Raw genomic sequence first — 19,687 nt, forward strand, 5'->3', positions numbered from 1 at the left:
GATTCTCTAAATTCGTAATTTTATAATACAACATTACAATTTTTAGCCAGCTATAAAACAAACAACAGAAAGTGATACTATAATGAACCCTTTTCAACTCAACAAATATAGCGAACAAGAACCAAGCGAGAAACAACAAAAAAGATTTCCAGGATGGTTTGCTTTAGATTTTGGCACATCGAACTCTACAGTTACACTATTCGATCCCATTGAAGTGCCGATCGCAGAAATTCTACCAAAAGAACAAGAAATGCGGTTGCGCGATCGCTTATCACAATGGCTGAGTTCTCCCGCTTCAGTCGCTTTACCAGATGTCAGTGATGATGATTGGGCAAAGTTCATCACAGAAATTAGCAAAAACCTGGAGATAGATCCAAGAAAGTTGAGTGAAGTATTTGAAAGTGACAATAAAGAGCGATTTTTGGAAGCAATTCGCCAAATTGAGCTTTCTTTAGGAAATAGCGAGAGGTTTCGCCGTGCTGTCAGCAAAAAACTTTACCAAATTTATCATGAGGTATTCCGCGTCCCTACCCTAGAGTCGCAAAATTTGATCCCAGTTGTGCTGGATATCGATCGCCGCGATACGGAAATTCCCAGCGAGTTGGAAATTTCGCAGTTAGGGGACTTAAAACTGCGGATGGGTAGAGAAGCTAGAGATAACCGCAAAAAAGCGATCGCTCAAGGCACCAGCAGTTCTTTAAAGGAAATTATCAGCAGGTTTCACCATTCACCCAAGCGCTATTTTGGTCAGGAGCGATCGTTTTCGGTTATTTTGGATGGTAAAGAAGAAATAATTACCGCAAATCAACTGATTCAATCTGCTTGGGCGCATTTAATCGAGTTAACTGAAGATTACCGCCAACGCGCCCAACGTAGATTTTCAGAAGGAACTTTTTTGACAGCAGTTGTTACCTACCCCACCGTCGCCCCACCAGTTGTTCGCAAGGAAGTTAAGGAATTTGTTGAGCAATTGGGGATCGATGATGTCCAAACTGCTTATGATGAAGCCGTTTCTGTGGCAATATTCTTTTTGTGGCGAGAATTTGGCGGTAATCTGAATATTGGCATCGAATCATTCAAAACTCGTTGCCGTCAAGTAGGAAATAAATGGTCACAAAATGTCCTCGTTTTGGATATCGGCGGCGGAACCACAGACTTAGCTTTAATTGAACTGACTTTAGAAGATAAAACCCCTACTTTTGCTGATTATGAAGACCGGGGTTTAGGAGGACGTTACTATAAACTCACCCCCAAATTATTAGGTTCATCTGGTCATTTACAGTTAGGTGGTGAGTTAATCACGCTGCGGATTTTTAGATTATTAAAAGTTGCGATCGCAGACTTCTTGTTGACAGCAGTAACAACAGGTGATATTGAAAGCGAAAAGCTAGAAGATTTAATTAGCTCTGAATTAAACGAACGATTTTTAGAACAAGGTAAATTCAAAAGTGGTAGTCTTTTAAAATGTCTAGATAAAGAGAATCCAGAAGGTGATATTGCTTACAAAGATGCCCTAGATACTGCCGAGAAAATATTACCCACTCGTTGGCAACAAACACCCCAACGCCTGCAATCCTTTTATATCCTCTGGGATCATGCAGAGGCAGCTAAACTTAAACTTGGGCAAAAAGCACCAGCAGATAATTCTCTATTAACCTTCACACTTTCTGAACAACAAATTTCCGAACTGCTCACTCAAAGCGCCGTCAAATTGCAAGTCAAAGATCCAAATAGCATCTGCGTTACTCTAGATAACCACCAGTTTGAACGAGCCACCGTTTCAGGAATTAAGGAAGCGATTGGTATTGCTAAAGGATTGATGGAAAGTCGCTTACGTCCTGATGATCTCACCAAAGATTCTTGGAATTCCCAAAAAGTTGATTGGTTAATTTTGTCTGGAAAAACTTGTAATTTAGACATAGTGCAGCGCCAAATCTACCAAGAATTTAGTAAATCTCCATATTTTGTGTGGAATCCAGAACGAATTACCTTTGTGTTGGAATTTACCAAATTAGCTACCTCTGCCGGTGCTTGCTATGCCGAAAAACTACGAAGATTGAGATTCGATCCAGAAGAGTCTAAAAGCTTGCTGCGTAAGGGAGCCAATCAACTAGAAATTGATGTCAAAAACCTGTTTTATTATTTGCCTTGCAACTTCAAACGCAAAACCCAAAGTAACGATTTACTAACCATATTTAAAGCTGGACAAGAACTCTATCAACTCGCACCTTGGGAAAGTGTCGCCAAGGTTCGTACTGCATGGCAAGGAATCCAATTAACTAATATTATTTACCGTCAAGACTACGAAGATGGAGATTTACGACTATGGGGTAGTTTCGACGGCAAAAACCTCATGAATAAACTGGGAATGCAAGAAGCAGAGTTTCTGAAAAAAATTAAAGTCCAGTTTGAAATTGACCAAACCCTTGAATTTAATGTGTTGCTTTGTCAGGGAAATCCCCATTATTTAATTGATATCCCTGGCATTGATTTGGAATCGGTTGTTTCAGAAACATCACCGTTATTTGCTGATGGTAAATTAAACTGGAATATTGCCGTTGAGGGTTTAAATAAAGATTTAAATGATGGTGATATTGCCGTCAATGTTATTGAGTCGGCAACTGTCGATCAACCAGATGCTTATCATCTTGTGTTTGAAGTAGGAAATGATGGTAGTAAATTGTTCCAAAAATTTCACTATCTGCGTGATGGTGTGACAGAACCAGGAATTGGGTTAATTAGTAATCCTTTACCTCCCTTCCCACAAACAGGCCAACACACCTTCTATATTTATCAAACAGATGCGGAAACCAACAGCAAAAAATGGATACGAATTGGCGCACTCAGCAAGCCAGATGTGACAACAGATTACCCTTGCCAATATCGTGTAACTCTAGACGATCAAGGTATCCTACGGATGCACGCTGGTGAAGTACCTTACTGGACATCAAACAGTCAGGAATGCCTAAAAGAAGAGGGATGTATTTATATTGCTGAATTAGAATTGCAACCCAATGAAGTTGATAAAGAACGCGATCCATTTTGCGGCATACATTAAACCTTTGCGTTCCTCTGCGTTGAAAAAATTAAGATTTTTAAACGCAGAGGGGCGCGGAGTAAACGCAAAGGTACGCAGAGGTTTGCCAAGTTTAATTCGCTATAAAAATATTTGGAGGTGAGATTCATGCAGCACTTGCGTCAATTATTAGAGATAGAAAACTCACAGTTAGCCCAGTTACTGCGGTTTAGTTTGTATGGACTAGAGGCGACTTTAAATCAGGCTCGCACAGAATTACCACTAGATCCAGGATCTAAAATATGCGATGAGGTGCTGCAAGAACTTCATAACCTGTTGGAACCTGTACCCCCACAGCAAAATACTGGTTGGGAAGATGCGCCAGATGATTTAAAACTAAGTCACCTGCGGGAAGTTTTTGATTCTGACTCAGAACTTAATTATTATCTGGGTAATTCCCAACTGCAAAGCACAACGGATTCAGATTTGTGGAATGAGATTCAACGCAAGCTGCTGCGAGTACCAGAAGATTTAGCTGAAACTTGGCGATCGCGCACTTTAGATTTAGCTCAAGAAGTTGGTGCGATCGCAGATAATTCTAATCTCTTTCAGCTTCCCTTTATCCGCGATGAAATTATCTATCCCGGCCTTAGTGGTACTGTTCAAACTCAGGGATTGACATTGTATCAACAAGCACTTTCAAATTCTCTAATTCCCCAAGGTAATGTATCCGATTTACCAGCAGCATTCCTATTTTTATATATGAATTTTATCGAAATAGACCCAGATTTACATCATGCTTTAAAGAGCGTTTTTAGCTTCGATGTCATTTCCTTACACTCCAAAGCAGAACAGCGTGATCAATATATTGATGCTTTAAGCGATCGCTTCCAACGCACCCAAAAAGCTGAGAAAAACACTGATCCCCTGTCAATTCTTCGTGCTTGGATTGACATGGATGAAGCAATACATTCCTTAGTATTCGTACCACCGGCTGAACGCTATTCTTGGTGGGGGAAGCTACAACATGAATCACGGCGCATCCTGAAGAAAGTTGTTGATGAGGCAATTAATGCAGGTAATGAAGTGCGAATTCGCCAATTATCAGGGCTTTATGCAGATATCTGTGCTTCATCCAAAGATGATTTACAACTAGACTGTGGTGGTATTCCTGGCGAAGTCTTAACTTGTCTGCGAGTATATGCGCGAATTAATCAGGAAGAATCCCCAGGTCGTGTAATATTTCGCTCATCACGGTAAGAGAATTTCCTTATAAAGGAAAGGCAGACAATTTTATGAATCGCTGCCTTTCCCGATCATCTAATGAAGCTATAAAAACCTTTAAATCTATAGAATGCCCCAGAAGTGTAAAATCCCTTGACCAGAAAACACTTCAAGCGCAACAGCAGATAAAAAACCAATCATTGCAAAACGACCGTTCCAGTTTTCGCTCTGAGGAGTGAAGCCCCAGCGCAAAGCATTGGGATCTTGTGAAACTGAAGGCGTAGTCTTTTTAACGTCTGCCATAAATAATACTCCGAGCTTTTATGTTGTAACAGGTATAACTGCCTGTAAAGTAATGTAACAGATTTTTAAGAGAATGCAACATAAACTCGATATAAAATTCAGTAATATATATTACGGGTGCGTAATTTTGTGTTAGTAGATTTGCGATCGCCTACGGTGGCAAGCTACGCACCAACAGCCAATTAACTATGACTCACTACCGGGAAAAAATATAGGTAAGACAAACGCTGTCAGAATTCCACCCAGCACAATAACCTCAATAATTCTGAGGTAAAAATTGTTTTGCATAAAATTATTCATTCCCGCACCAAAGTTAGCCTGTAAGCTAGTCAACCAACCACAGAAACGACTAGACCATTTAACAGGGCTATCTTCTGGGCGAAACTTCCACAAAAACATTGAGAGTAACAACGGCGCACCACCGACCTTGGTAGACATCAAAACATGAATCGCCACACAGCAAACCATCACAACCCAGCCACTAAGGTGAAGGGAGTACCAAATATGATCTAGCTGCCCTGCTGGAAGCCATTCTTCCTTCATCATCCTGCCAGAGTTCACAGCCAAAATAGCGGCGATGAGCATGAGAGTATTTGATAGACGTTGCAAGCTAACCCACCAAATCGGCTTGCCAACCTGGGTTAGTTGCTGCAAAGAATCAGATTGAAGCAAACGCTTTTGTCCAGCATGAAAGCTATAGAGGGCAAAAGCAGGGAGAATAAGCAAGAAAAATAATGCAAAAGTGCCGTGAATACCCTGAATATCCCCAATTTGAGGAAATGGTATTTTACCAAATCGGCGATCGTAAGTGTTGTAAACCAAAAATCCAGTAACAATTGCTGCAATAACTAAAATTCCACTCGCGCCGTGAAGAATTCGCAACAACAAAGGTTGATAAGGTGCAGAACGGGGCATAAAATGAGCCTTGGTAGCTTACTTCAGAAAATTGTAACCATTCAGGAAGAAATTAACTCTTGCTTGGTTATTTCTATGCTTTAATAGCCAATACTGAACTGAACTATGGCAAAGAAAAATATTAATAAAAATTTGAATATATGGCTGAAGTTCTCCATTTTACAGGATTTATAAAAGGAGTGACCTATAAAACTTACTTGGATGATAATTTAAGTAGGATTAATTTAGATGTATTTGATGTCAATAAAGAAAGGGGTTATGGATTAATCAAGTCACCTACAACTGAAATTGCTTATTCAAAATGGGTATCACCTAAGAGAACCAGAAGTTATCCATTTGCCAGAATTTATAATACATATAATTCCTCAAAAGTTATAACTATTATCCCGGTGATTAAAGATGAGGGCAAAGATGGAGATATAGATAAAATTCAATACTCTACCATTTCTTGGATGAATTTGCTTAACATCTATATAGTACTTGCTTATTACAAAACAGCAAAAAAAAGTACTAAAAAGGGACAAATTAATAAGAATAAGTTGAGTAATCAGAAATTTGCTAATGATTTTGTTAAATTTCAAATCAATGAAATATTAGCATATCGACAAAGCGCACTTCATTGGAATAAGAATCTATTTGAAGAAAGATTTACACAAACTTTTGAAAAAGCTTTAGATTCTTATGATTCTATTTTTCATCAAACCGGAGTAATAATTCACTCACGAGAAGGATTAGATAAATACTTACATAAAATCAGAGAAGAGTTTGAGGAATTTAAGAATATTTCTCTAAAAGGTTCTCAGAGTGCTAGTAAGAGAGAAGCGCTGACTTCTCATAAACTAGAATATTTAGTGGATGGATTAAAAGCAACTTTTAGTATTGAAAACTATCTTGGCGGAATTTACTATTTGACTCCTGATGAGATAATATTTGAGAACAACACGTATATTATACAAGAATCAAAAAATACTTCAAAAGCATCCTTGCCAAAACTCCCTGATATTCAAGATGGTTTATTCAAGCTAATTTTATTTTCTAATTTAGATTCTTTAATATTGAACGATGAGCCAGTATTATTTGTTACCAAACTAAAGCTTACGGGCAACAACGTTGTTGGTTCTATTGTTTTTCCAGATGCATCTCTAGAAGACCTAGAATACTTTTTAGAAGTTAATATTAAAATTTTTAATACAAATCAAAAAGCAATTATCAAAAAATTGGCTTTAGAAGCTCAAAACAATCATAAACTTAAAATAGAAGTATCCAGTAATTTTGAAACATTATAATCTTGGTTATGATTAAAAGCCCTCTCCGTTATCCTGGTGGTAAGTCGAAAGCAATAAATCAAATAGTTGAATACTTGCCAGAGAGCTTTTCTGAATTTCGAGAGCCTTTTGTAGGCGGTGGTTCTGTATTCATTTATTTAAAACAAAAGTTTCCTCATATCAAGATTTGGATTAACGATTTAAACCGCGAACTCTTTTTATTCTGGAAATTTGCCCAATCTGATATAGGTCAGTTAGTTAAAGAAATTCGAAATATTAAAATCAAATATACAGATGGCAAATTACTATTTAGAGATTTAACTAGTGTAGATGTCAATAATTTGTCTGATTTAGAAAGAGCAGTTCGCTTTTTTGTACTCAATAGAATTACTTTTTCAGGAACTGTAGAATCAGGTGGTTTTTCTGAACAAGCTTTCTATAAAAGATTTACTGATTCTTCAATAGAACGGCTAGAAAAGTTAGAAAATATTTTATCAGAAAATGTCCAAATTACTAATTTGGATTACAGCCACCTATTAAAGCCAGAAGGGGAAGATGTATTTTTATTTTTAGATCCACCATATTTTAGCGCTAAAAAATCAAAGCTATATGGTAAAGATGGTGACTTGCACACATCTTTTGAGGATCAGAGATTTGCTGAACTTTTGCAACAATGTCATCATCGCTGGCTAATTACCTATGACAACTCAACGCAAATTCTAGAAAATTTCCAATGGGCTAATATCTCAGAGTGGGAATTGCAGTATGGCATGAATAACTATAAACAGAGTGGTGCGGCTAAAGGAAAAGAGTTATTCATTACTAACTACGAAGTTAAACTTGATTTGGAAAAAAAATCACAAGTTCAGAATCTTGGTAATCCAGCTTTGCAATTAAGCCTTGAGATTTAAACCTAACTTTGATAGGCTTCCAATTTTCCGGTAGGATAACCCCATAGCTCTCAATATAGCTACAACATACAAACCTTAGCTATGATAACTTCCCCAATCCCTGCTCAAGAATCCTCTGCTAGCTGGTATGTCCTGCTGCAACAATTAATAGATGGCCAATCCTTGTCTCGTACTCAAGCTGCTGAATTGATGCAAGGTTGGCTCAGTGAAGCGGTTCCCCCAGAGTTATCAGGCGCTATTTTAACAGCGCTGAATTTTAGAGGCATTTCTGCCGATGAATTGACTGGTATGGCTGAAGTCTTACAATCTCAATCTTCCCCACTCAATACTCACCATTCATCGCTCACCACTGTAATAGATACCTGTGGAACTGGTGGAGATGGTTCATCAACCTTTAATATTTCTACAGCAGTTGCATTTGTAGCCGCAGCATCTGGTGTACCCGTTGCTAAACACGGCAATCGTTCAGCTTCAAGTCTCACGGGGAGCGCAGATGTTTTGGAAGCCTTGGGTGTAAACTTGAGCGCATCCAGTGACAAGGTGCAAGCCGCACTACAAGAGGTGGGGATCACTTTCTTATTTGCACCTGGTTGGCATCCAGCACTGAAAGCAGTTGCACAATTGCGGCGGACTCTCAGGGTACGAACGGTGTTTAATTTGCTGGGGCCATTAGTAAATCCTTTGCGTCCCAATGGGCAGGTGGTGGGGTTATTTACTCCCAAACTTTTGGCGACTGTTGCTCAAGCATTAAACAATTTGGGCAAGGAAAAAGCGATTGTTTTGCACGGGCGAGAAAAACTTGATGAAGCGGGGTTAGGAGATGAAACAGACTTGGCAGTTTTATCAGATGGAGAAGTGCAGGTAACTACCATTAATCCCCTAGATTTGGATCTAACGCCTGCTCCCATAGGTATGCTTCGAGGTGGGGATGTCCAAGAAAATGCGGTGATTCTCAAGGCTGTATTGCAAGGTAAAGGAACTCAGGCGCAACAAGATGCTGTTGCGTTGAATGCGTCGTTGGCGTTGCAAGTAGCAGGTTCGATCGCACTTCTGGATCACGCCCAAGGGATTAAAATCGCTAAGGATATCCTACAAAGCGGGGCAGCTTGGACGAAGTTGGAGCAGTTAGTTGAGTTTCTGGGGAATTAATTTGCGATCGCGATTGCGGGCGAAATTCTACGACATTACGCTTGATGGTGACATCGTAGTTGCCAAAAAAGTCATGGCCTAAAAGTCCAGTTTCTAGTTCCGCACCTGCGATCGCTACTGGTACTTTATTCACTATTACCCCACCAAGTGCCATCGAATTAACATAGCCCACAGGGAATTCTACAGCCCTAGAACTAGCGGTATTTGCCTTAGCTTTCCCTACTGTCACGACTCCCAAAGCATTAGCCATCTGTTGGGTGATGACAGTGCCACTGGCTCCTGTATCCACAATCATCTCAAATTGTCGCTGTCCATTGAAAGTGACTTCGACAATTGGCGTTCCACCAATTCGCCTTTTAATCGGGGCTGTAAATACTTCCTGATCTGGAATCACCACTGCTGATGAGGGCAAACCTGGCTCTATTGGTAACGGCTTTGTTTCTTGTGGAGGCGAGGTATACTTTGGTGTAATTGTTGTTTGGGGAACCACAACCACTATCCTCTTCGGTTCGGCAAGACGCACAGGGCGAGGAGTAGCTTGTTGTTGGGCATATTTAATTTGGCGGCGATATTCAGTAATTTTGGTTTGAGCGATCGCAAATTCTGGGCTTTGTCGCCGGACTCTTTGCATCAGCGCGATCGCATCCTGGTACTGATTCGCCACCAAAATCCAATCACCTGGAGATTGAGCAGAACGGCTGATACTCCAAGCACCAACCGCTTTGTCTAGCCCCTGTTCAAAAAGGCTTGGTTCGCTTTCAGACGGCTCTAGCGGCTGTACTTCTGGGGTAACTGCTGGTGTTGGTGATTCAAGGGCAGGTTCTACTGATGCCAAATCCCCAATTGGCGCGGGTTGCTCATTGCCACCAGTCACAGTGTTCCGTTTGTCTTCACTACAGGCAACACACAAAACCGCAAGAGCGCTTGATACTAAAATTAGGGTTGCACGGGATAAAAAAGACTGAAGCATAATTAATTTTAACCACCCAAGCTTTGTCAAATCCACTCCCGCCACTTTAAATTCCCACTTTAATTTTAATTAACTATCCAAAAAACTCCTAATTGCTCAACTCATGGGATAATTAACAATCGCAGTATTGAAGAATAGGTAATGGGAAATGGGGAATAGCCAATGGGGAAGAGTTTAGTACCAGCCCAATCCCCAATTCCCAATTCCCAATTCCCAATTTCCAATTCCCAATTCCCCAATTTACTATGCCCCTGACTGACGCAATACCTGCTTTACTTGTCTTGGCAGATGGAACTACTTATCGCGGTTGGTCTTTCGGTGCGACGGGAACCGCGATCGGAGAAGTGGTGTTTAACACTGGCATGACCGGATATCAAGAAGTTCTGACTGACCCTAGTTACTGCGGTCAGATTGTCATTTTTACCTATCCTGAATTAGGCAATACTGGTATCAATCTTGAAGATGAAGAATCAGATGGTCCCCAAGTGCGGGGTGCGATCGCCCGAAATATTTGTCAAAGACCAAGTAACTGGCGATCGACACAATCCTTACCAGACTACCTCAAACAAAATCAAGTACCAGGGATCTACGGCATCGATACCCGCGCCCTCACCCGCAAAATTCGGATGTTTGGAGCCATGAACGGTGGCATTTCCACAACCATTCTCGATGAGGCGGAATTGCTAGAACAGGTACAGGCAGCTCCCAACATGGCGGGATTAAATCTGGTTCGAGAAGTCACCACATCAACGGCTTATGAATGGTCAGAACCCACAATTCCAGCTTGGGAATTCAACTGTGAGGCTGCGGAAAATCTTGGAGAAGCCTTTACCGTTGTTGCCCTTGACTTTGGCGTAAAACGCAACATTTTGCGTCGCTTAGTAAGTTACGGTTGTCGGGTAATTGTTGTGCCTGCTGATACGCCACCAGAAGAAATCCTCAATTACAATCCAGATGGTGTGTTTCTTTCTAATGGGCCGGGCGACCCGGCTGCCGTCACTGGAGGGATTGCAACTGCCAAAGCGCTTTTGTTAAGTCAAAAACCCATCTTTGGTATTTGTATGGGGCATCAAATTTTAGGTCATGCGTTAGGGGCAGAAACCTATAAACTAAAATTTGGTCATCGTGGTTTAAATCAGCCTGCGGGTTTACAACAACGGGTAGAAATTACCAGCCAAAACCATAGTTTTGCTATTGACCCAGATTCTTTACCTACGGCAGTTGTGGAAATCAGCCATCTGAACTTAAACGATCGCACCATTGCCGGGGTACGTCACAAATCTCTACCTGTATTCTCTGTACAGTATCACCCAGAAGCCAGTCCTGGCCCACACGATGCCGATTACTTGTTTGAGCAATTTGTTCAAGCCATGCAAGCAGCACGTCAAGCCGCAACAGCCGAGGTTAAGTAAAAATAGGGAATGGGCACTAGCTAGGGACTAAGAAAAAGTTTTTCAATGCCCAATGCCCAATACCCAATGCCCCAAAAGATTGTAGACAACATGCTCAAAAACCATCTATACTTGAGCGTTCACTTTAACTCATGAGGAGGGAATTATTGCTGAGCCACTGAATCTAACCGTTAGCCTGAGGGGTACTCGTGAAGTCCGGGATAACTGCCAGCTATTCCGCCTCACAGGTTTGTTAGATGCCTTTTCTGAACCCACATTTCGCAAAGTGCTTGGCAGCAAGATTGAAGAGGGCCCTAAGCACATTATTTTGGATCTCTCACAAATCGACTTTATTGATAGCTCTGGCTTGGGCGCTCTGGTGCAGCTAGCCAAGCAGGCTCAAACTGCTGAAGGCACTTTGCAAATTGTCACGAATGCCCGCGTAACTCAAACGGTCAAGCTTGTTCGTCTAGAGAAGTTTCTCTCCCTGCAAAAATCAGTTGAAGAAGCTCTAGAAAACGTCAAGTAGTCTTGGTTGCTTGAACCGAGAGACTAATTCAGCTATCCAGATTCAATATCGGGTAGCTTAATTTTTAAAACTTCTGGCAGAAAACCTCTCTCCTTGTGGGAGAGGCAATAAGCCAGTTGCGCTATTATCTTTAAAGTAGAGCAATCAAAAAAATATATATACCAAGTGATTGCTGTGTAATCGCTTACTAGAACATTCGGATAAATAACCAAGTCTGAAAAAGTTGTAAAAAATACAAATTTAGCAGATTTGTCTATAGATAAACTTGACTTGATACTGTATAGTTAAAAATTGTCACTTACTAAGTAAGCATAGCAATGCTATCTAGTAACGGGGTGTATTTGATGTTCAGATTTTACCCTATCTTAGACACAGACTACAAGAAGTAGGCGAAATTTGGTTTACAAGGCGTTGACATCAGGGTGATTTTAAATGCCAACTCTCAATCAAAAAGATGAAATTAAAAAGTAACTTTGATAGTATTGATTATGCTAAGTATACTATCATGGCATACTTCAAAAAAATCAGTCTTTGCGAAGAATGCCTGCCAAATCTAGCCCGTCAAGGAATGATTTATTTGTGAAGTCACAGGAGGAAGAGCTATTAGATGGACAAGATAAAACTCCCAAGCAGAGTTTATCTTGGACTGAAGCACCCTTGGCAACCACAGGGCCATTCCAACAGATTTCCCTCTCACAAGTGCAACAAATTTCTCCTACTGCTTTAGCATATTTGGGGGATGCAATTTATGAGTTGTATGTTAGAATGTTCTATCTGCTGCCATTGCAGCGGTCGGGAATTTACCATAGTCTGGTAGTGGAGCAGGTAAGAGCAGAAACACAAGCGCTACATTTGCGATCGCTAACTCCTCATCTGAGGGACACCGAATTAGAAATTGTCCGACGGGGTAGAAATGCCGCTACAGGCCGCCCTAAGCGACTTAATCCCGAAATTTATCAACAGGCAACTAGTCTAGAAACCCTAATAGGCTATTTATATCTCACCGATTACCAGCGTCTAACCGAACTGTTGCAAATGCTTCATGTAGAAAAAGGGTGAAAACTCAATTTCACAACAATAGGTACAGCAGTAGATTAGGTTCCAGAAACTCCGGTAATCGGTATGTTCAACCATAAGCTATATCCATAAATCAAATGCAGAATAAACCGAGAAAAATCATCAACAACACTTCTACCGGCGAACCCAATCGTGGTAAACCTATAAAAATTAAGGGTAAGCGTGTTGTTAGTAATCCCACGCGCAACCCCCGGAAAATAGATAGTAACCCTATCTCTGTTGCTAATCCCACTCGTAATCCCCGGAAAATAGATAGCAACCCCATTTCTGTTGCTCCCATTCACAATCCCCGGAAAATAGATAGCAACACCATTTCTGGCAATTCTCGACAACGAAATAGCAGCTTCTCTCAGCCGCCTGTATCTACACAACCGATAGAAGAAGATAACGATCTCATCTACGGTCGTCATCCAGTATTGAGTGCGTTGCAAAATCAACGCAATCTTAACCGCATCTGGATTACTACCCGTCTGCGGTACGATCCCAGCTTTCACCATTTTCTGCTGCAAGCTAAGGAAAATGGCACCGTTATTGATGAGGTTGAACCCAAGCGCTTAGACTATCTTACCAATGGGGCTAATCATCAAGGTGTGGCAGCACAAACTGCTCCCTACGGCTATATCGAATTGGCCGACCTCATTGAACAGTCTAAATCTGTAACCGATCCCGTTATTGTAGTGGCTGACGGAATTACTGATCCCCACAACTTAGGAGCAATTATTCGCACCGCCGAAGCAATAGGCGCTCAAGGATTGGTAATTCCCCAAAGACGGGCATCTGGGATCACTTCCACTGTTATGAAAGTAGCAGCAGGCGCTTTAGAAAACTTTACTGTATCTAGAGTTGTTAACCTCAGCCGCGCCTTAGAAGAATTAAAAGAAGCTGGCTTTTGGATTTATGGTACTGCTGCAAGTGGAAGCGAACCCGTGCATACTGTAAATTTCAAAGGCCCAATCGTTTTGGTAATCGGTTCAGAAGGCGAAGGTCTGGGTATGTTGACTCAACGTTCCTGTGATTTCTTGGTATCGATTCCTCTGCAAGGTAAGACTCCCAGCCTGAATGCTTCTGTAGCAGCAGGGATGGCGCTTTATGAAATTTATCGTCAGCGATCGCTAAATACGCTGTACTTAGATAAGTTACAAAAAATTTCTTTGAAAAAATAACAGTAACAGAGTATAAAGAAATGTAAAAGATAATAAAGCACCATATCGTTTAACACCCTGTAGACGTTTATAAATCGGCGAAAAACATGAAAACCCTTTGGCATAACCTCAAGGAAGTGTTGATTAACACATTCGACTCCATCGGCCTGGCTTGGTGGGTAGAGATTGTGACGCAAAATCCCCGGTGTACTTACTACTTTGGGCCATTTCTGACTTCTTCTGATGCAAAATTTTCAAGCATTGGATACATAGAAGATTTAGAAGTCGAAGGAGCTACGGGAATTACTGTGCGTGTCAAACGTTGCAAACCTAATACCTTAACAATTGCTGAAGACTTGGGGGAAAGATTTGACCGCAAAGTACAGCCTGCCTTTGGCGGTCAGATTTAAGTTAGGCGAAAATTAAGATAATTCGTAATTCGTAATTCGTAATTCGTAATGGGCTTCTCTACGAGACGCTAACTTAATTTCGAGTTCTAATTGCGAATTATGTGGTTCAGAGGTAAAAACTCTGGGACTATTGAATACCAATTACCTGCGGATGTTCTTCCAGCCAATGGTCAATGTCATTCAGCACCTGCTGGGGGACTTCCCACGGGAAAAGATGGGCGGTATTTGAATAGCACTGCCACTGAGAATTTTGGAGGTGTTGAGCAGTTTCTAGGCTCGAATCAGATGTGATGTGGCGGTCTTGATCGCCAGCAAGTACCAAACTAGGACATTGTATTTGTGGCAAATCTGGAAGCCGATTGTATCCCGATTGAATGGCGCTATAGAGGGCACGAGTAGCAGCAGGAGAGGTTTGCAGATAAGCTGGTACTGCTTCTTTGGCGATATAGTTGTAAGTTGTGGATGTATGTTGTTGAACTAAGTAGCGGAAAAGCGATCGCTTGCCAAAAGTTTCAATATTCCATCGCCAACTCGGTTTTATATAGTTTAATAGACCAGCAATGCCAGTATATAAATTATCCTGCCAACTTATGGTCGGATGACTACCACGGGGTTTTGCGGCTGTCGCTACTAAAATCAGCCCAGTAACGCGCTCTGGTAAACGCAATGCCAGTTCCATTGCCAGAATGCCCCCAAGTGACCATCCTAAGACTAGGCATTTTTCAATATTTAAGCGATCTAGCAGCGTTTCTAAGTCAGTTAAATGGTCAGTCATATCAAAATTGCCATTCCAGCGACTTTTGCCATATCCGCGTAAATCAGGGGCAATAGTTTGATAGCGTTTTGATAAATGATTGGTGAAGACAGAAAGACTACGACCAGTACCAGGATGACCATGTAAGCCCAAAATGGGGAATCCTTGACCTTGGATGTAAACATTGAGACGTGCAGCAGTGGTAGGATAGCGATCGCTCATTACTTGCCATTCTCCCGTCTAGCGAACACAGCGATCGCTTCAGTCCTTTGTGTTGTCCGCTCTATAATCACCTCAATCTGGCCTAACCTTTCTTGCATAGTAGTTCGTTATATTATTCTTCTTGACAAATGACAAATGACAAATGACCAATAACTAAGATATTAAGAAATTGGTTCAAAAACCATTTGAGGGATCAACACTTCGTCTTGTAATTGCCCAATACCTAAAAAGCGAGTCTCTTCATCATAAACTCGCACTATTGTAGGAACATCAAAAGTTAGAGAAATTCGCTGACCTTGACACCATTTTTGAGCAGATGTTGCTGGTAAAGTAACAGATGACAGATGTTGTAAGGCTGCATCTGGACAAACGGGTTGAAATATTCCAGCTTGTAGTTGTGCTTCTAAATCAGTCAATGTAAGACTATCGGTTAAATTGAAACCACTACTTTCGGTACGAATTAAAGCCGCAAGAGTGCCACCAGTTTCTAAGTTTGCACCCAAGTCACGAGCGATCGCTCTAATATATGTACCAGAACCGCAAGCGATCGCCACATCCAATTCAGGAAAATCTCCTTCTCTCCAGTCCAAAATATCTATCCGAAAAACTTCCACTGTTCGCACTGGAACTTCTACTGTTTTCCCTTGGCGTGCTAAATCGTAGAGACGCTTACCATCCACTTGGATTGCACTGTAAATAGGTGGTATTTGCTCAATCTTGCCTTCAAATTGTGCTAATGCACTTTTCACTTCTGCCAAACTCAATCCAGCACAAGGTTGAGAAGTGATGATTTCACCTTGCAAATCATCGGTTGTAGTACGCACACCCAGGCGAATAGTGGCTTTGTAAGCTTTGTTTTCTGGCAGATATTGCAATAATCTTGTGGCTTTACCAAGGGCAATTGGTAAAACCCCTGTGGCGGCTGGATCTAAGGTTCCCGCATGTCCGACACGTTTGAGGCGCAACAATTTTCGCACCCGCGCTACACAGTCGTGGGAAGTCCAGTCAAATGGTTTGTTTAAGTTGAGAAAACCTTGAGATAACACAAAATCAATACTTACAGCTTCTAAACTCTATTAAATACTTATTTAATGCTCAAAGCATTAATATTTAGTAATTAAAGATTAATCAAGCATTAATTTATACACATTAACCACCTTTAAGATATCCTGTAAGCACTTTACCGAATAATACACACAAAATGCAGATAACGCCGAGTATGTACAGTAAATACCACATTGTCACTTATAAGTGAAACACATAAAATACTTTTACCAAAATAATCATCGATAGGGTTTTATAAACATAAATTAAATGAAAAAAGCAATTTTCACTACTACTATGTTAATTCTTTCTTCTATGTTGATTGCAAGTTGTGGTGATGGCAATAGTACTTCTCAAGAAAATAAAGTTAATCAAGCAAATACTGCAACAACTACTCCAGCTAATTCTGAATCTATTTCTGCAAATAAAGAAAAGCTAAATAACATCGAAGTTGGTAAAAAAACTAGTAATTCAACATCAAATCAAAAAACACCTATTAAAAATAACAAAACTAATGAAATTTCTCACAATAACCCGATATTGGGTACTATCAAAGATATGCAGAATGGAGACTTAAAATGCTACGTTAGTGTTGTTGATGAAAAAGGTAAATTATATGAAGGTGTCGGGGCAACATTTGAGGTTTGCGAACCAGAGAAATACGTCAATAAAAAAGTAAAGATGTCTTATGGGCTAGAGAATGTCAGTGATTGCCAAAGTTCTGAGCCTTGCGGTAAAACAATCGAAGAATGGCTGATTACCAACATAGAAATTCAAGAGTAAAAATCATAATATTTGTTTTTAAAATTGTAATTAATACAGAATAACCGATAAGTGCTATATACTTCTACAAATCAAGTTGATGATGGGGAAAGTTGATCGATTGGGAATACCTTTGGTAAGCTGACTGTAACTTTAGTTCCTTGCCCCACTTCACTAAATAAGGTGATATTGCCACCATGTAATTCTACACAACCTTTAGCGATCGCCAATCCTAAACCCGTGCCAGGAATTGTATCAACGTTACTTCCACGACAGAAGGATTGAAACAAATTTTCTTGATCTTTAATCGGGATACCAATTCCTCGATCTTGGATGTAAAAGATCACCTCTGATTCTTTACCGATCAGGTGGAACTCTACAGCACCTCCATCTGGAGAGTACTTAATTGCATTAGACATTAAGTTAATAAAAATTTGCTGCAACAGTCCCCGATCGCCCCAAAAGCCTTGGGTATGCCCAGTAATTTGAAAAATTAATTCGTGGCGATCGCCTGTTGTTTCTCGCTCTTGTTCTATAAGATCAGAAAAGAATTGCAGCAAATCTAGTGGGATTGGCTTAAATTTGGGTTTTTCTAGTTCAAATTGATTAACCAGAAGCATATTATCCACAAGTTTGGACATATACCTTGTTTTCTGTTCAATAATTCCTAAAAACCTTTGTTGTTTAGACTCATCCAGTTGCTGACTATATTTTGCCAAAGTTGATGCAGCCGCCAGAATTGAAGTTAGCGGCGTTCGATATTCATGAGAAACTGTTGCAATAATTTGGGATTTAAATACATTGAGTTGCTTTTCTTTCGCAAGGGCTGCTTGAGTTTGGGCTAGTAATTCAGCTTGTTGGATAGCGATCGCTAATTGTACCGAAACTTCATTGAGCATTTGGGCATCATCAGTTTGCCAATGTCGTTCTCCAGAATTATGGTGAGCAATCAACAAACCCCAAAGCTTGGGAGTTGGGTTCCCATTGTTACTCAAATTAATGGGAACTACTAGATTTGCATTAGTATTAAATTCCTCTTTCAGGCTGACACAATTACACAACCCAAGCTCATAAATATAAGGGATTGGGGATTGGGAATTGGGCATTAGGCATTGAGAAACGTCTTCCCTATTCATCAGTTCTCTGTCTTCTTGTCTCCTCGTCCCCTTGTCCCCAGTTCCTAGTCCCCAATCCCCAGCCGTGACGCGATCGCACAATGCTACAGTGCGAAATGAATCAACTGATGATGCAACTATTTTACCGTCAGTATCTGGGGCGAACTGATACACCATCACGCGATCGCACTTTAGAAGTTGCTGTACTTCTGCTACAGCTGTATTCAAAATTTGCTCTAGGTTAAGAGACTGGCGAATTCGTAAAGCAGTTGTCGCAATTAAGCGCTGTCTTTCCTGAGTTTTGCTGAGTTGGGCTTGCAAGTATGATTGCTTAATAGCGTTTCGGACTGCTAATTGCAGTACATCCTGTGTCAGATTATGCTTCACCAAATAATCCAGCGCACCCCGTTTCATGACTTGCACAGCCACTTCTTCATCGCCTCGCCCTGTCAACATAATCACAGGGACAGAAGTCTTAAATATCTCCTGCTGCATTTGATCGAAGAGTTCTATCCCACTCATATCAGGTAGGCAAAAATCCAGCAGAATGGCATCGCAGCGGATTTTCTGGCACAAAGCAAGTCCTTCTTCTGCACAGTCTGCCTCAAATATCTGGTAGGACTGGTGCGGATCTTTCAACAGATATCGGCGATAGATTTTCCGATCTGCTGCACAATCATCAATGATGAGTAGCGTCCATGTATCCAACATATACAAGTATGAGGATCGGGGAACTATGTAGATCCCTTTTATCCAGATTGGTTTTTATTGCATAATTCTAAAAATAATATAAAATAAGTATAAATAAAATCTAAATTCTTTAGTAATCCTAAAGAAACATCAAATACTCAAAAACAGCAAAATGGGGAAAAAGAATCTAGCAGAGACAAACAGACACAGTGACTCAAAGAAGGAAATGTCTCTGTGCCCTTTGAACCGTCTCTTTTATTATCCTTTCCCTACTGCCTCGTCAACAGGCAATAAACAAATTAATCCAAGACTGGCGGCATATTGGCTTCAAGCCAGTAATCCACAAATGCCTGGATCGTCTTTTTTAGTTCCTGAGCATCCATCGGCTTTACCAGATATCCATTTGCGCCCTTTTGGTAGCACAACTCAATATCCTTGGGGTTAGATGATGTGGTAAAAACAACGATGGGGATTTCCTTGAAACTCTTGTCTTGCTTGAGCCGATCTAAAATGTCACGGCCATCAATACCGGGCAAATTCAGATCGAGCAAGATCACAGAGGGTCGTAATGCTACTTTAGAGTTGGGTAAGTTTTCGCCTTTGCTATGGGCATCACTGTCCTGTTGATACAGGAACTCTAAAACCTCATCCCCATTAGTACAACGATGTATGGGGTTCTGGACGGACATGAGCCGCATCAGACGTTGTAGCATCCGAAAATCTTCATTGCTGTCCTCAACAACAAGCAGAGGTTCATGAAGTTTTTTTGTCATTCGTGGTCTTAAAAGAGCTTAACAA

18 protein-coding genes are annotated in these 19,687 nt (G+C 40.8%); 11 read left to right on the top strand and 7 right to left on the bottom strand.

Annotation, left to right across the window (positions count from 1 at the left end; translation table 11 throughout):
• Positions 1–82 precede the first annotated feature (82 nt).
• Positions 83–3,058: a molecular chaperone gene (locus GJB62_RS29065; RefSeq protein ID WP_245246041.1), complete on the top strand. Its 2,976-nt coding sequence runs from the start codon at positions 83–85 to the stop codon at positions 3,056–3,058.
• Between the two features lie 126 nt (positions 3,059–3,184).
• On the top strand, positions 3,185–4,276 hold the full coding sequence (locus tag GJB62_RS29070) for a hypothetical protein (RefSeq protein WP_114083170.1): 1,092 nt from the start codon (positions 3,185–3,187) through the stop codon (positions 4,274–4,276).
• A gap of 87 nt (positions 4,277–4,363) precedes the next feature.
• Here GJB62_RS29070 and GJB62_RS29075 read toward each other — a convergent pair whose 3' ends face one another.
• Positions 4,364–4,543 (bottom strand): high light inducible protein, encoded by a 180-nt coding sequence (locus tag GJB62_RS29075; RefSeq protein WP_114083171.1) that lies wholly within the window; start codon positions 4,541–4,543, stop codon positions 4,364–4,366.
• A gap of 186 nt (positions 4,544–4,729) precedes the next feature.
• Entirely contained in the window at positions 4,730–5,458 is a 729-nt protein-coding gene (locus GJB62_RS29080) for a cytochrome b/b6 domain-containing protein (protein ID WP_114083172.1), read from the bottom strand.
• Positions 5,459–5,598: 140 nt separating this feature from the next.
• Between GJB62_RS29080 and GJB62_RS29085 the strand changes: the two genes are divergently transcribed.
• The 3 genes from GJB62_RS29085 (at position 5,599) to trpD (ending at position 8,783) form a co-directional block, all read left to right on the top strand.
• Positions 5,599–6,744, top strand: a complete 1,146-nt coding sequence (locus GJB62_RS29085) for a hypothetical protein (RefSeq protein ID WP_114083173.1) — start codon at positions 5,599–5,601, stop codon at positions 6,742–6,744.
• 8 nt (positions 6,745–6,752) lie between these two features.
• Positions 6,753–7,634, top strand: coding sequence for a DNA adenine methylase (locus tag GJB62_RS29090; RefSeq protein ID WP_114083174.1), 882 nt, complete (start codon positions 6,753–6,755; stop codon positions 7,632–7,634).
• Between the two features lie 81 nt (positions 7,635–7,715).
• On the top strand, positions 7,716–8,783 hold the full coding sequence (trpD, locus tag GJB62_RS29095; protein WP_114083175.1) for an anthranilate phosphoribosyltransferase: 1,068 nt from the start codon (positions 7,716–7,718) through the stop codon (positions 8,781–8,783).
• On the opposite strand, the gene GJB62_RS29100 is transcribed toward trpD, so the two are convergent.
• Positions 8,713–9,753: a retropepsin-like aspartic protease gene (locus GJB62_RS29100; RefSeq protein ID WP_114083203.1), complete on the bottom strand. Its 1,041-nt coding sequence runs from the start codon at positions 9,751–9,753 to the stop codon at positions 8,713–8,715. The genes trpD and GJB62_RS29100 overlap by 71 nt on opposite strands.
• 245 nt (positions 9,754–9,998) lie before the next feature.
• Between GJB62_RS29100 and carA the strand changes: the two genes are divergently transcribed.
• The 5 genes from carA (at position 9,999) to GJB62_RS29125 (ending at position 14,302) form a co-directional block, all read left to right on the top strand.
• On the top strand, positions 9,999–11,165 hold the full coding sequence (gene carA, locus GJB62_RS29105) for a glutamine-hydrolyzing carbamoyl-phosphate synthase small subunit (RefSeq protein WP_114083176.1): 1,167 nt from the start codon (positions 9,999–10,001) through the stop codon (positions 11,163–11,165).
• 142 nt (positions 11,166–11,307) lie between these two features.
• Entirely contained in the window at positions 11,308–11,673 is a 366-nt protein-coding gene (locus GJB62_RS29110; protein ID WP_083782327.1) for an STAS domain-containing protein, read from the top strand.
• Positions 11,674–12,252: 579 nt separating this feature from the next.
• Complete coding sequence (locus GJB62_RS29115) at positions 12,253–12,732, top strand: ribonuclease III domain-containing protein (RefSeq protein WP_181852878.1); 480 nt, start codon at positions 12,253–12,255, stop codon at positions 12,730–12,732.
• A 95-nt stretch (positions 12,733–12,827) separates the two neighbouring features.
• Positions 12,828–13,913 carry a 23S rRNA (guanosine(2251)-2'-O)-methyltransferase RlmB gene (gene rlmB / locus GJB62_RS29120; protein WP_114083178.1) on the top strand — a complete coding sequence of 362 codons (1,086 nt, stop codon included), beginning with the start codon at positions 12,828–12,830 and terminating at the stop codon, positions 13,911–13,913.
• A gap of 86 nt (positions 13,914–13,999) precedes the next feature.
• Positions 14,000–14,302: a DUF1816 domain-containing protein gene (locus tag GJB62_RS29125; RefSeq protein ID WP_114083179.1), complete on the top strand. Its 303-nt coding sequence runs from the start codon at positions 14,000–14,002 to the stop codon at positions 14,300–14,302.
• Between the two features lie 127 nt (positions 14,303–14,429).
• Here the strand turns inward: GJB62_RS29125 and GJB62_RS29130 are convergent, their stop codons facing one another.
• Together GJB62_RS29130 and truB are read right to left on the bottom strand one after the other, a co-directional pair.
• Positions 14,430–15,278: an alpha/beta hydrolase gene (locus GJB62_RS29130; protein ID WP_114083180.1), complete on the bottom strand. Its 849-nt coding sequence runs from the start codon at positions 15,276–15,278 to the stop codon at positions 14,430–14,432.
• 161 nt (positions 15,279–15,439) lie between these two features.
• Positions 15,440–16,324 (bottom strand): tRNA pseudouridine(55) synthase TruB, encoded by an 885-nt coding sequence (gene truB / locus GJB62_RS29135; RefSeq protein ID WP_114083181.1) that lies wholly within the window; start codon positions 16,322–16,324, stop codon positions 15,440–15,442.
• Between the two features lie 268 nt (positions 16,325–16,592).
• Between truB and GJB62_RS29140 the strand changes: the two genes are divergently transcribed.
• Positions 16,593–17,105 carry a hypothetical protein gene (locus GJB62_RS29140; RefSeq protein ID WP_114083182.1) on the top strand — a complete coding sequence of 171 codons (513 nt, stop codon included), beginning with the start codon at positions 16,593–16,595 and terminating at the stop codon, positions 17,103–17,105.
• Between the two features lie 71 nt (positions 17,106–17,176).
• On the opposite strand, the gene GJB62_RS29145 is transcribed toward GJB62_RS29140, so the two are convergent.
• Entirely contained in the window at positions 17,177–18,910 is a 1,734-nt protein-coding gene (locus GJB62_RS29145) for an ATP-binding protein (protein WP_114083183.1), read from the bottom strand.
• A gap of 278 nt (positions 18,911–19,188) precedes the next feature.
• On the bottom strand, positions 19,189–19,662 hold the full coding sequence (locus GJB62_RS29150) for a response regulator (protein ID WP_114083184.1): 474 nt from the start codon (positions 19,660–19,662) through the stop codon (positions 19,189–19,191).
• Positions 19,663–19,687 lie beyond the last annotated feature (25 nt).

Origin of the sequence: Nostoc sp. ATCC 53789 (assembly GCF_009873495.1) — a bacterium.
GTDB classification, from domain to species: domain Bacteria; phylum Cyanobacteriota; class Cyanobacteriia; order Cyanobacteriales; family Nostocaceae; genus Nostoc; species Nostoc muscorum_A.